The 13,830-nt window shown below is 43.9% G+C and carries 11 protein-coding genes; all 11 read right to left on the bottom strand.

The features are described from left to right. Window positions 1-12 precede the first annotated feature (12 nt). Window positions 13-477, bottom strand: a complete 465-nt coding sequence (locus JR334_10330) for a (2Fe-2S)-binding protein (GenBank protein ID QRN85329.1) — start codon at window positions 475-477, stop codon at window positions 13-15. A 1-nt stretch (window position 478) separates the two neighbouring features. After that, a complete protein-coding gene (gene xdhB / locus JR334_10325) occupies window positions 479-1,348 on the bottom strand; it encodes a xanthine dehydrogenase FAD-binding subunit XdhB (GenBank protein ID QRN85328.1) in 870 nt (289 codons plus the stop codon). A 3-nt stretch (window positions 1,349-1,351) separates the two neighbouring features. Beyond that, window positions 1,352-3,658 (bottom strand): xanthine dehydrogenase molybdenum-binding subunit XdhA, encoded by a 2,307-nt coding sequence (xdhA, locus tag JR334_10320; protein ID QRN85327.1) that lies wholly within the window; start codon window positions 3,656-3,658, stop codon window positions 1,352-1,354. Between the two features lie 21 nt (window positions 3,659-3,679). Next, window positions 3,680-5,008 (bottom strand): putative aminohydrolase SsnA, encoded by a 1,329-nt coding sequence (gene ssnA / locus JR334_10315; protein QRN85326.1) that lies wholly within the window; start codon window positions 5,006-5,008, stop codon window positions 3,680-3,682. A gap of 164 nt (window positions 5,009-5,172) precedes the next feature. Next, on the bottom strand, window positions 5,173-8,163 hold the full coding sequence (ygfK, locus tag JR334_10310) for a putative selenate reductase subunit YgfK (GenBank protein ID QRN86919.1): 2,991 nt from the start codon (window positions 8,161-8,163) through the stop codon (window positions 5,173-5,175). Window positions 8,164-8,265: 102 nt separating this feature from the next. Beyond that, the gene (locus tag JR334_10305; protein QRN85325.1) at window positions 8,266-9,249 is read right to left on the bottom strand and encodes an ornithine carbamoyltransferase; all 984 of its coding nucleotides are present in this window, start codon (window positions 9,247-9,249) and stop codon (window positions 8,266-8,268) included. A 27-nt stretch (window positions 9,250-9,276) separates the two neighbouring features. After that, the gene (locus JR334_10300) at window positions 9,277-10,494 is read right to left on the bottom strand and encodes a YgeY family selenium metabolism-linked hydrolase (GenBank protein QRN86918.1); all 1,218 of its coding nucleotides are present in this window, start codon (window positions 10,492-10,494) and stop codon (window positions 9,277-9,279) included. A gap of 31 nt (window positions 10,495-10,525) precedes the next feature. Beyond that, on the bottom strand, window positions 10,526-11,254 hold the full coding sequence (locus JR334_10295) for a GntR family transcriptional regulator (GenBank protein ID QRN85324.1): 729 nt from the start codon (window positions 11,252-11,254) through the stop codon (window positions 10,526-10,528). Between the two features lie 313 nt (window positions 11,255-11,567). Beyond that, on the bottom strand, window positions 11,568-12,287 hold the full coding sequence (locus JR334_10290) for a GntR family transcriptional regulator (GenBank protein QRN85323.1): 720 nt from the start codon (window positions 12,285-12,287) through the stop codon (window positions 11,568-11,570). 105 nt (window positions 12,288-12,392) lie between these two features. Beyond that, complete coding sequence (locus tag JR334_10285) at window positions 12,393-13,541, bottom strand: FAD-binding oxidoreductase (GenBank protein ID QRN85322.1); 1,149 nt, start codon at window positions 13,539-13,541, stop codon at window positions 12,393-12,395. Window positions 13,542-13,557: 16 nt separating this feature from the next. Then, window positions 13,558-13,830, bottom strand: coding sequence for a (2Fe-2S)-binding protein (locus JR334_10280; GenBank protein ID QRN85321.1), 273 nt, complete (start codon window positions 13,828-13,830; stop codon window positions 13,558-13,560).

The raw sequence follows: 13,830 nt of genomic DNA, 5'->3' as shown, positions 1-13,830 counted from the left end.
TGTACCTTCCGTTTACTTTTTCTCGAGCGCTTTCTCCGTCGCCTCTACGATTTTTTGGTAGCCTGTACAACGGCACAAGTGTCCAGACAAGGCTCTTCTAACCTCGTCCCTGGTATATTTCTTGCCACTTTCCTTGAGCTCGGTTGCCGAAATTACAAAACCAGGGATACAAAATCCACATTGGACCGCTCCCTCATCAACAAAGGCCTGTTGTACCTCAGACAGTTTCCCGTCTACTTCCAAACCTTCCACTGTACGAATTTCCTTGCCATCCGCCCAAGAAGCCAAATAGATGCAGCTATCGATGCTTATCCCGTCAATTAATACAGCACATGCACCGCATTCTCCGACCCCGCATCCCTGTTTTACAGAAGTAAGACCCAATTTATCACGCAAAACCTCGAGCAAGGACTCCCGCTCGTCAATTTCTACGCTTCTTTTGGTTCCATTCACTGTTAAACTGATTTTTTTTAGCATACTATTCACCCCCGCCTTCAGCTATATCTATGATGGCGCGTTCCGCCAACACTTTGATGAGTTGCTCTCGGTACGCTTTAGAACCTCGCCAAGAATCCCTCGGGCTCACATCTTCGAGCGCTTTTTTACCAATAGCCTGCGCATTTTCCCTTGTCAGTTCAAGGCCCTTCGCAAATTTTTCGGTTATTGGGCAACGAACTGGTGTCGGTGCTGCTACACCATAGCCTAAGCGCAAGTCTTTGATTGTATTTCCTTCTTTTTTAATCATCACAGCACAACCAATGGTTGCAATATCCATAGATTTTCTCTGAGCAAACTTAGTATACTTGCCTTCATACCCGGCATATTCATCTTTCCGGATGATAATGTCAGTCAGGAGTTCTCCCGGTTTCAAGTCTACTTTTCCCGGTCCAATGTAGAATTTTTCAATAGGCAGTATGCGTTGCCCTCCCTCAGAAGTAAGCACTAGTTCAGCATTTAGACATACCAGGGTCGAACCAGAATCTGCGGAGGTAGCACCATTGCAGATATTCCCTCCTATGGTAGCGATGTTTCTAAGTTGGGGGCCTCCCATCGTTCCGCCAGCCTTGCCCAGATAGCCAATCCGTTCCTTAATAATGGCATCTTCTTCAAGCTGCGTGAAATTTACCAAGGGGCCGATATGAATATTTTCTTCGTCGTCTATGGTTATGTGCTTCAACTCTTCAATCTTGATAATACTGACCAAGCTAGCGCCAGCCAACTTGCCTTCTCTGATTTTAATTAAGACATCGGATCCAGCAGCTATGGCTATACTCTTGGGGTCATCTCCTAAATATCTCAATGCCTCCTCGACACTAGTCGCTTCTTTGTATTTAGAAATATCGTACATTTGCTATACCTCCTCAATTAAGCCGGCTGCACCAAAATGCTCAAACAATCCCTGCGGGTTCATCGGCAACTGGTTCACCGTTACACCAGTGGCATGCAAAATAGCATTCCGGATAGCAGGTGCTGGCGTAATGGTAGGCGGCTCTCCGAGTGCCTTATTACCGTATGCGCCTGTCGGTTCATACAATTCCACAAAGCCAACATCCAATTTCGGCGTATCCATGATTGTCGGGAGCTTATAGTCCAACAGGTTGTTATTTCTGGGTGCACCATTTTTTGGATTGTACAGCATCACCTCGGACAAGGCATATCCTAGCGACATACTCATCCCGCCATGCACTTGTCCTTCTGCAAGAACAGGGTTGATGATTTTTCCGGAATCATGGACATTTATCAGCTTGAGTATTTCTACTCGTCCAGTACGAATATCTACTTCAACTTCAGCAGCACTACCACCGAAGGCAATACCGTTGGTTTCCACCGTAGCCGTGATATCTGTTGAAATCGTATCCGCAGTATGCCGGTTATAGTAAGAATCCATTGCAATATCTTCAACACTAGATACTTTTTCTCCGTTGTCTATTCGTATGATGTATCCACCTTCTATGTCCAAATCACCCTTTTCTAAGCTCAAAAGTTCCGCCGCTCGCACTAAGATCTTATCCTTAATAATCAGCCCAGCCTTCTTGACTGCTTTACCGCCGACATAGGTCTGTCTAGATGCATAAGCACCCGTATCGAACGGACAAATATCTGTATCTGTAAATTCTTCAAAATGAACCATATCAAATGTAAGGCCGATGGTTTCAGCGGCCATTTGGCTAAATACGGTAGCCGCACCCTGTCCTATCTCCGTTGCGCCCATCTGCAGGCAGATTGAACCGTCCTGGTTCATAACCATACGAGCTCCAGCAATTTCTAGGGCTACCGGCCAAGTAGAAGTTGGGTAGCTAAATAGTGAAAAGCCCACACCTCGGCGCTTATCACCCGTTTGATGAGCATATTCTGCTCGTTTGGCATCCCAATGAATGTATTCCTTCGCCGTCTTGATGACTTCAGGTAAACCACATGTGTTGATGGTTACACCAGACAATTTATCCTTGAATCCCTGTTTTACCATGTTCATTTCGCGTAGTTTTATTGGATCCATATTCATGGCTTTGGCAATATTATCCACATGGGATTCAACAGCAAACGTAATCTGCGGAATACCATATGCCCGCATGGCCGCCGCCACTGAGCAGTTCGTATAGGCCGTATACCCTTCGTATTTGGTTGCTAGTTCTGCAGGATATGTACGGTAGAAATTGCCTCCCATTTTACCTACTTGTGAATGGCCATGGGCTGCATAGGCACCACCATTGCCATACGTCGTGAGCTCTTTTGCAAGAAAACGTCCATCTTTTCTAACAGCAGTCTTCATATAGAAGCGTGCGCCATGTCTCGTTCTTGTACAACTCATGCATTCTTCCCTGTCCATATCATACATAACAGGTTTACCCCCTAGGGCCAATGACATGGCGGCCACTAGTGGTTCAATGCATATATCCTGCTTGTTTCCAAATCCACCACCAATAATGGGCTTAATCACTCGGATCATACCAGCAGGTATACTTAGTGCCTGAGATAGGATTCTTCTACAAATATGAGGAATCTGGGTGGAACTCATCACCACAAGACGTCCATTACCTTCTGTATAGGCATAGGCTACGTGATTCTCTAGGTGGCAATGCTGCACCGGCTTTACTTCCAATACATCTTCAAAAACATAGTCAGCCATAGCGAATGCTTCGCGGATGTCTACATCTCCCACCGTATAAGAATTATGTCCGATGATATTTTTGCTATTTTCATGAATTTCAACTGCATCTTCCTTCAATGCTTCTTCCGCGTCTAGATAGAAAGGAAGCTCTTCGTATTCCACCTCGATCAGGTCTAGCGCCTTCTTAGCCGTTAATTCATCTACTGCTACAACGGCAGCTACTTCATCTCCATAAAAACGTACCTTCTTCGTTAGTGCCATTCTGTCCGCTATATCTTGATGCGCGGGATCCAAGCTATGTGGATGGCCCGCAGTCGGATATACACCACAGGGAAGATTGTCCGGTGTAAATACTTTAATTACCCCTTCCAAAGCCTCCGCCTTACTTGCATCAATGCGAATCACATTGCCATGGGCGATGGTGCTACGCTTCACTTTGGCATACAACATATTCCGTCTGCCAATATCCCTTGTGTACTGCGCCTTACCTGTCACTTTGGCAGCAGCGTCTTTCCTCTTATAACTCTTACCAACAGTAGTAAAATCCATAACCTCTCCTCCCTACAACTCTTATATCTGTTTCCAGACCTCGATTGCTCTTTCTCTGGATTTGGCATAGATTGCTTGCTCATCAATGCCTTGGAGAATTCTGTCTTTCATAATGATCTTGCCGTTAATGATAGTCGTATCAACCTGTCTGCCCATTACCCCAAAAAGTAAGTGGCTGTTCAGGTTATCCGAATTCATTGGTGTGGGTGGATTATAGTCAACGACAATAACATCTGCATAGAAGCCCTCTTTCAGTTTTCCAACACGTCCGGAAAAATGCTGATTGACGATGTTCGCATTTTCTTCAAAGAGCATCTCAGGCAACTCACCCCATGCAACATTAGAATCTTGCATCACATGCTTATGGATAATATTCCCTACCTTCCAAGATTCAAACATATCAAAGGTATAGCCATCCGTACCGAGCCCAAGATTCACACCACGCTGCTTCATCTCCAGTAACGGAGCACACCCTACAGCATTGCCCATATTGGACTCTGGGTTGTGCACCACTTTAACTTTACTCTCGCTTAGGATGTCAATTTCTTCATCGTTCACATGAATACAGTGAACGGCAATGGAATTCTCATTGAGTATGCCAAAATCATTCCAACGAGTAATAACACGTTTGCCGTACTTTGCTATGGCATCGTCTACATCTTCTATACCTTCGGCACAATGCACATGGTATCCTGCATCTTCACCAGCCATAGCTGCCAAACATTTATCCATTGTTTCATCCGAAATGGTCATCGATGCATGCAAACCAAACATCCCTTTAAACATATCGGAGTCATCTGCCTTACCAGCTCGGATAGCCGCCATATTCTCCCGGATACCCGCCTCTGCTATTTCTATTCCATCACGATCAGATACCTCATAGCAGGTCGAAAGGCGAACGCCAGCATCTTTTCCTGCCTCCATGATCATACCTAGTGAACCATCTACGTGATAGGGACTAGCATGGTGGTCCATCACCGTAGTTACACCATTTTTTATCCCCTCAATCAAGGGAACAGCAGCACTATAATACACATCTTCCAAGGTCAGCAGTTTATCTAGCTTCCACCAAAGGTTATTTAGAATATCGCTAAATTTTCGTGCAGGAGGAACATCATTGGCCATTCCTCTAGCCAGCGTACTATAAAAATGCTGGTGCGCATTTATCATGCCCGGCATGATAAGTCTTCCCCTGGCATCCATATATTCTGCTTCTGCATACTTCGCTCTTAGCGTTGCCGTCGCACCGACTGCTTTAATCTTGTTGCCTTCAATCACTATCGCTCCGTTTTCCAAATAAGGATTTTCCGAGTCCCTAGTAATCAGTCGACCATTTCCAATAAGTAACATCGTTGCCTCCATTCTCTTGTTAAACATCTATACATATAGTATATTCGTAAAAACAGAAAAAACTCCTTCCAAAAATGCATACTTTTCAAAAAAAGGGCTGAATTTATCTCAGCCCTTTTTCCATGTCGTGTCTATGATGTTTTACACTTATCATTCACGTTCAGTTATTCGGAAAAGAGCCAAGAATAATCGAGATAGCACTGATAAATCAATGACGCAATGTCCGCATCCAATAATGCATCATCACACTTTCCAGTATCGTCGAATTCAATGACCGTTTCTTCTTCCAAACGAATCTTGAACTTAGGATTAGCACCACCCCTTAACAGTAGGAATCCCTTATTCTCTGAACTCTGGAAATCCTCTTCACTCCAAAACAAAGTGAATTTTTCTTTATACGGTGCCCCGCTATATGGACAGAAGATTTCACAGTTGCCACACTCATTGCACATCCCGTCAATGTGGATGATTTGGACTCTGCCATCAATTTCTACCGCAACATTCGCGCGATTGGGGCAAACCTCCATACAAATCTCACATACTTCTTGACATCCCAGGCAACGTTCGCCCTCGGATGTGGCTTCTTTTCTCAGTTCCAAATTACCCTTGCGTTCCCATATCTTCTCTTCTCCTAGATCAAATCCTTTAATAGACAAGTCTATCTCAATCTTTTCTTTAGCAAGAATATCTTTGGCGGCAGCTGTTGCATCCGCAATCGCTTTAACCACAGTAGATGGGCCCTTCTTCATATCCCCACCCAGGTAGACATTCTGCACACTAGTCTCGCCAGTAACCGAGAGTTTGGCTAGACCGTTTTCAGTCCCAATACCCAATCGAGTGAGTAAAGCATCATCCACTTTTTCACCAATCGATGAAATCAACGTAGTGCAAGCCAAGTCTACAAATTCGCCCGTTGCTTTTGGACGTCTACGACCACTCTCATCTAATTCTCCCAGCTCCATTACAGCGCAATGTAATTTTCCATCGCTCAAGGAATCCGGATTCAAGAGTTCTTTAAAGAGTACGCCGTCTTCTAGTGCCATCTTCAGCTCTTCTGCATCCGCCGGCATTTGTTTTTTAGTACGTCTATACACAATGGATACATCTTTCACACCTGGAAGCCTGGTGGCCGCTCTTGCCGTATCCATAGCTGTGTTACCAGCGCCTGCTACGACTACGTGTTCTCCTAAATCAAACTCTTTGCCTTGTTTGTAATCTTTCAAGAAGGAGATGGCATTTAGAACGTTCACATCGCTGTGAGACAGCTTAATATTATTTTCCTTACAAGCACCCATTCCTAAAAAGACATAATCATATTCTTTCTTTAGGTCCTCTAGGGAAAATTCAGGTTTCACACCCAATTTAAATTCCACACCTGCTTTACGAATCATTTCTACATCTGTCATCGTCGTTTCTGTTGGAATTCTAAAATCTGGAATTACGTACCGTACCGTACCGCCTGCTTCAGATTCCTTGTCCATTACCGTAACATTCAATCCACCTTTTCTTAAAAACCAAGCGGCGGCCAGGCCTGCTGGGCCAGCACCAATCACAGCGACCTTCGCATCACCAGTTAAGGAAGCTGGAGTCAATTTCTCGATAGAAGCTTTGGCAGCATGGTCAAAAGCGATTTTTTTCATTTCTCGTATAGCCAAAGACTCTTCGTAATCTAGTCGTGTACATTTGAACATACATTGGTGATCACAGATAGTACCGGTTATCCCCGGAAGAGGATTTTTAGTGGTAATTACCTCAAAGGCCTCATCATAGCGTTTTTCACTAACCAGTTTTAAATACTGGGGAATATCTTGTTCAATGGGGCAGCCCACAGTACAAGGGGCAATAAAGCAATCCAATAAAGGTAGTTCTAAATCCGTCTTTCTTGAATCAACAGGTCTAAACTCTTTGCGGTGGGTTTCTTTCGAAAAAGCCTCGTCAGCCAACTTTTTAAGTGCCTTAACATCAATGATATCTGCTTTTTGTGTATCAGCAAACAAGGCAGCCATCTGGTTCAGTCTCATATAACCACCCGGCTTTAAGATCGTCGTTGCCAAGGTGATTGGCCCAATACCAGCATCGTAAATAGCTTTAATATTGAAAACATCAGCCCCACCAGAATAAGAAATCGGTAGCTTTCCATCAAATTCTGTGGCTACCCGAGTCGCTAGATTGATAGTCAAAGGATAGAGAGACCGGCCGGACATATACATCTCGTCGCCAGGTAATTCTCCACGTTTAATCTGAACAGGTAGGGTATTGGATAGCTTCACACCAAAACCAAGGTTCAACTCCTTGGCATAGTCCATAATGCGATGCACCATGGCGATGCCATCGGCATACTGCAGGTCATGGGTGAATGATTCTTCCTTCAACACAATATAGTCATAACCCATGTCATCAAAAGCTTTTCTCACATAGTCATAGCCTAACAGCGTTGGATTCATCTTAATAAAGGTGTTGAGTTTCTTTTCACCCAATAAATAGCGGGTAATCGATTCAATTTCTTCAGGTGGGCAACCGTGCATTGTAGAGAGAGTTGCTGAGCTACAAATATTAGGACTGATTGCTTGTACATAGGAAGCGTCCACATTTTCAAACTCATCAATACGATCTAACAAAGTCTGCTTACACTCTTTAAAAATATTCGTGTCACTGGCATTTTTCATACCTTCAATATAAGCATCCACTTTGGGCGTCTTTATGCCTTCCAAATCGTATCCTACACTCATATTAAATACGAAAGACTTGTCTTTACCCAATCCCAGCTCTCGCTCTAGAACATACAAAAGAAACCAACCTTTTACATATTCTTCGAACGCTCCTTGTACGGAAAGTTCCGTAGACCACTCCGTGTTATAGCATTCGTCTTCTGCGCGAATACAAGGTTTGGGAAATTCTAATTCATCTAAAATTTGTACGGTTTTCAGCTCAAAGAATCTTGAGCCAGCAAGATAGGATGCCACAATATTTTGGGCAAGCTGCGTGTTTGGTCCTGCAGCAGGGCCGATTGGAGTTGCTAGTTTTTCTCCAAACAACTTCATACCCTCATTTTCAGTTCGATAAAACTTCTCTTTGGGGATGCCGAAAATTGCTGATTCGCTCGCATATTCTTGCAAGCACCAGTCCAGCAACTGTCCAAAAGGAATCTGTCTCATTTTGTCACTCACGGGTAAACCTCCTCTTGAATGGTGGAGAGGGTTCCAGTTTAAATGAATTTAAACCGGAACCCCATAAAAAAGATGTTTGTTCACTTAAATTTATCTGCCGCCCATCGTTAAAGCCATGACAGCTTTTGCGGTATGCAATCTATTCTCTGCCTCATCGTAGATTACAGATTTTGGTCCGTCAATTACGGAATCTTCTACTTCATTATTCCGGTCAGCCGGCAAGGCATGCATATATATACATGTATCTTTGGTCATGTCCATTCTTGCTTGAGTACACTTCCAGTCTTTATTTGACTCCAAACGATCATCGACAACTGCTTCACTTTGGTCGGCAACCCAGCTACCCCAGTTTTTAGGAATAACTACATCTGCATCGCGAAAAGCTTCGTCAATATCATGGGTGATGCGGAAGGTTCCACCGTTTTCAAGAGCATTCTGTTTTGCTTGCTCAATGGCCCAGTCGGGAAGTGGATATCCCTCAGGATATGCTAGCGTAACTTCCATACCATACCGCGGGAATAAAAGTGCCTGCGTAAGTGGTACCGAAATAGGTTTCTTGTGGCTAGTCGCATAGGCCCAAATGATGGAGACTTTTTTGCCTTTGAGATCGCCTAGTTTCTCGATCATGGTCATTAAATCAGCTGCGCCTTGCATGGGGTGATATAAGTCACACTGCAAGTTTAAAATAGGCACTGGAGAGTGAGCAGCCATTTCACGGATATATTGATTTCCGATTCCCCAGAAACAGTTTCTACAAGCAATGGCATGACCGTAGCTACCTAGTATCTTTGCCGTATCTTTGGCTACTTCACCGTGAGAAATCTGCATGGTGCTGGTATCTAGGAAATGTGCGTGTGCGCCCAACTGGGTAGCGCCGGCTTCCATAGAGTTTCTTGTTCTGGTAGAAGCTTCAAAAAACATCAGAAATACCGTCTCCATGGGAAGGAGGGGTGTCAACTCGCGCATCGCAAATTTTTTCTTCAAATCGAACGCGACTTCCATCAAGGTATCAATTTCTTCTTTGGACCACTCTTGCAAGGTAATAAAGTGCTTTCCTCTGAATAACGTTTTCATAATATCCTCCTAAAATTAAATTAATAATTATTTAACAAAGTTCTGGGTGTAGTTGATGGGAATCGCTGCATACATAGCTGCAGCTTTCACCAACTCGCTCTTCCAAGTTTTTTCGTTAGGAGCATGCGCTTGGTCCTCATGGCCAGGTCCAAATCCGACTACCGGAATACCATGTCTTCCCATAATGGCTACGCCATTGGTTGAGAAAGTCCACTTGTCGATGACTGGATCTTCACCAAAGAGTTCTTTATACGCTGTTGCCAACGTCTGCGTTGCAGGATGTTCTTCTGGAATTACCCATGTTGGGAAGTAACAATCCGTAGGATAAACTAAGCCAGTCCAAGAAGGTCTTTCATACTTGTAAAGACTAACTACTGCTCCTGCCTCTTTCACGCTCGGCAGTCTTCTTACTTCTTCTAATGCTTCTTGCCATGTTTCGCCATCCGTAAGTCTTCTATCGATAGAGATAGTACAACCATCGGCTACTGCACAACGAGAAGGTGTTTTTCCGAAAATTTCAGATATAGCCAAGGTTCCTTTACCCAAAAATTCATCGTAATGTAAGTTTTCGTTTAGAGCTCTCAGCTCATTAATAATCGGTGCCATCTTGTAAATTGCATTGTCGCCACGTTCCGGCGCAGAGCCATGACAAGAAATACCAGTAACTTCTACCTTAATTTCCATTCTTCCTCTATGGCCACGATAAATGCGGCAGCTTGTAGGTTCCGTAGAAACTACGAATTCCGGTTTGATACCGCCTTGTTCGATCATGTACAGCCAGCATAGGCCATCACAGTCTTCTTCTTGAACAGTACCTGCTACCAAAAGAGTATATTCATCTTCAAGTCCCAAATCCTTAATAATTTTACCTGCGTAAACCATGGAAGCCATGCCACCTTCTTGGTCGCTACCGCCTCGGCCCCATATTTCATCGCCGACAACCTTGCCTTCATAAGGATCACATTCCCAGTTTTTGATTTCACCGATGCCAACAGTATCAATATGCGCATCCAATGCTACCAGGTGCGGGCCATGACCTATGTAACCTAAAACGTTACCCATGGGGTCGATTTCTACTTTATCGAAACCAACTTTTTCCATTTCCTCGGCGATTCTTTTGACAACTTTTTCTTCGTCACAAGATTCGCTCGGAATGGCAATCATGTCGCGCAGGAACTGAGTCATGTCCTCTTTGTAGCCTTCAGACAGCTCTAAAATCTTTTTGTAATCAATACTCATCGCAATCCCCTTTCAAACTCTCTTTTTGAAGTAAAATCTATTTCCTAACCAATCGGAATTGGTAGGCATCCCCATTAAAATACTGAACTCCATAGTTTATGGGTCTGCCATTGTAGGCCAAAATTACTCCACTCATTTTAATTAGCGGAGCGTTCTCCTTCACTTGGAGAAGATCTGTCAATGGTGCTTCTGCTAGTACAGCCGTCAATGTACTATCATATTCGGATGGTGTATATTCAGTAGCATTTTTTAAAAACTCTGTCATACATTCGAATTCAGCTCGCTGCTGCATTTTTTTCAGACTGTCATTGACCACATAAGCAGGTATTACATCGTAGCAATAAATCACCGGAACACCGTTCGCTTTTCTCAGACTTTCAACCACAAAGCCTCTGGTCTTAGGTTCAAGATCTAGCATCTTGCATTCTGACTTGGATAATTCTTCTTCACGAATTTCTAGAACCTCGTCTTCTGCTTCATAGCCAGCATTGCGGATGGTCTCAGTCAGTGCTTCTAAGCGCTCAATTCCAGCAAATACCTTATTCTTTGTGCGTATGAAAGAACCTTTTCCGTGTTCTCTAATTAAATATCCGTCTTTTTCTAAGATGCCCAATGCTTCACGCAGTGTACCTCTACTTACACCAAACTCTTCCGCCAAGTCTGGTTCTGATGCCAATCTTGCCCCATCTTCATATAGACCATTCTCGACCCGGCTCTCCAACTCATTCACAATCTGCATGTATAGGGGTTGTCTGTTTACAATCATTTCTCCCTCGCCTTCCTGTCATTGTTCAGATGTTTAACAACTATATATCTAATTCTATGCGAAAGTTGAAAATCCTGCAAATAACAGAGTCTTTTCTACTCATATTATGTTTGAAGTATACCAAACTTCTTGCCTAATGTCTATATGTCTAACAACTTAAACCAAAAATGGCTCTTCCATCACGGACATCTGCTTCTGTAGGCTCCAGAATGAGGCTGTTTTCCAATCAATTCATGATAAAAAGAAAACGGCACTAGATGCAACTGGATAGACCCAATTGACCTAGCACCGTAACCATTTAATCACCAAAACACTACAGGGAGGTCAACAGGGCAACCTCTAGGCATTCCGGATTAAAATAAACTTCACAATAGCAGATTGCGTGGTCTTCAATATCGTGGTAGACTTCCTCCCAATCCTGTATGATTGTCTGGCTAACCCCAAAGCGTGCGGCCACTTGAGGCCGTTCACTAGCATTAATCCAAGATATAAAATAGGCCAAATCCTTGTCACAGTAGTTGGCTACAAATTCTTTGACGGAGAATTCGTCGCTATCTTGCGGTTCACGCAAAAAATACTTTTTGGGAATCTCTTCTGTCGCAATTACAAAGAGCGTGTCATCCAGATAGTATTCCCAGTCCCAGCGATAGACCTCTTCACCAGCCGCAGAAGGCAACCTCTTCACCATCTTTTCTGAAGCAGGAGCAGTACTGTAGGGGCTTGCTTTAATGCTAAGCGTTTTATCTGGATCGTTTAGCAAGGATCTAAAATCCGGATCGTAGTCGATGCGGTAAGGTACCTTGAGTACTGCCGGATGGGCATAATTCCCTTTTCCGTGTCTCTTGCTTACTACGCCCTGGAGGATCAAATCGTGCATCGCCTCACGCACAGTAGAGCGACTAACACCCAATTGTTTTGTTAATTCCTCCTCGGAAGGTAAACGATTATTACCTGGTTCCATGCTCATAATATTTTGTACCAAAAGATCTCTAACCTGAATATAGAGTGGTTTGGCTTTTCGTAGTTTCATCATTTTTTGGTCCTCTTCCGTGGTAACCCCTAGTATAAGCAGCATCTAATTAGGTTCATAAAAAAGGAACATTTCCCTTTTTTTGAAATATAGGCTCTAGCAATTGTATTAAAGCGGCCTAACTTGGGCATTGAAACCAGATAGGTCGCAGAAGGTATCGCCTTTGGTAACCAAATCAGTCATGATGTCACCGACTACAGCTGTCATGATAACGCAACTCTTAAAGCCTGCTGCTACCAGTAGCCCTTCCGGGCCTACTTGTCCCAATACTGGCTCCATGGTATCCGTATAGGGAGATACCGTAGACCAAGCCCGTAGTAGATTCATATCCTTCAAGGCAGGGAAATATTCGCTGAGCGCCTCCTTGGTTTTTATAAAATGCTCATACGAGCTACGTCTTGATGCGTCATCTGGAAGTACGTTGCCAGGCTTACTCGTCTCACCAATCAATAGGTTCCCAGACTGAGTCTGTCCCATGCACAAGCTCATTCCCACACCATCCACGTCATGTGCTTCCGTAAAAAAGGAAGCAGATGAATAGTAATTATTCAAAAAGGGCTTGAGCTTTTCACTTACAAAACCTTCTGCTCTTACGTATTCAATTGGTACCAGTAGTCCTGCCGTCTTACAGAGTTCCTTGGTCCAAGCACCCGCTGCTATGATGACCTGTTGTGCAAAAATGGTCTTCCCACTGGTAAGGGTCACACCCTTCACCTTACCGCCTTCCATATAGAGTTCTTTTACTCTGGTCTGCTCTTGTACGCTAAGGCCATACTCTCTACCTTTTCGCAAAAAGGCATACATTAGTTTAAATGGATTCAAACGTCCTTGTTTAAAATACGTGGCTCCCAAAAACTTGTCCACATTCATATTAGGCTCAGCCTTTTTCAGCTGCTTCGGGCCATACATATGAATATCTAGTCCGCCCTCAATCTTTCCACGATATAAGGTGTCCAGTTCTTGCATCTCCGCTTCATTGACAGCCGCAATTAAGGAACCAACCGAGGTAAGTTCTAAGTCGGTTTGCAATTCCTGTTCATAGTTCATGACTCTCGGGAAGCTCCTCATGGTCAGATCTAGACTAAGTCCCAAACTGGCATCCTGCACCTGAATACATCCGAAATTCCCGCCGGACGCGCCACTGGAAATCTCTTTTTTTTCTAGCAATAAAGTCTTGACTCCAGCTTTGGATAAATGGTAGGCGATGGAGCAACCGGGATAGCCACCTCCTACTACAATTGCTTCAAATTTATTCATTGTGTTTTCTCAACCTCTATTCTTCCTCGCTTGATATGCTCTTTACCGCCACAGGTACAATCGGACTTCTCGGGGTATCTATGTCTATATCTTTCATATCCCGTACCCCTTTTTCTTGTAGTATCCGCATAATCAGTTTAGAGCAAGTCCGGCCTTGGCATGCACCCATGCCAGCTCGAGTTTGGCGTTTGATGCCAGTAACTGTAGTTCGTCCATCGGCAATGGCTGCTTCAATCTCTTCCTTGCTTATTTCTTCACAACGACAGATAATTTCACTCTTCTTGTCCAT

Source organism: Clostridia bacterium, from assembly GCA_016887505.1.
GTDB lineage: Bacteria > Bacillota > TC1 > TC1 > UBA5767 > UBA5767.
This window is presented reverse-complemented; position numbering and strand designations above follow the sequence as displayed.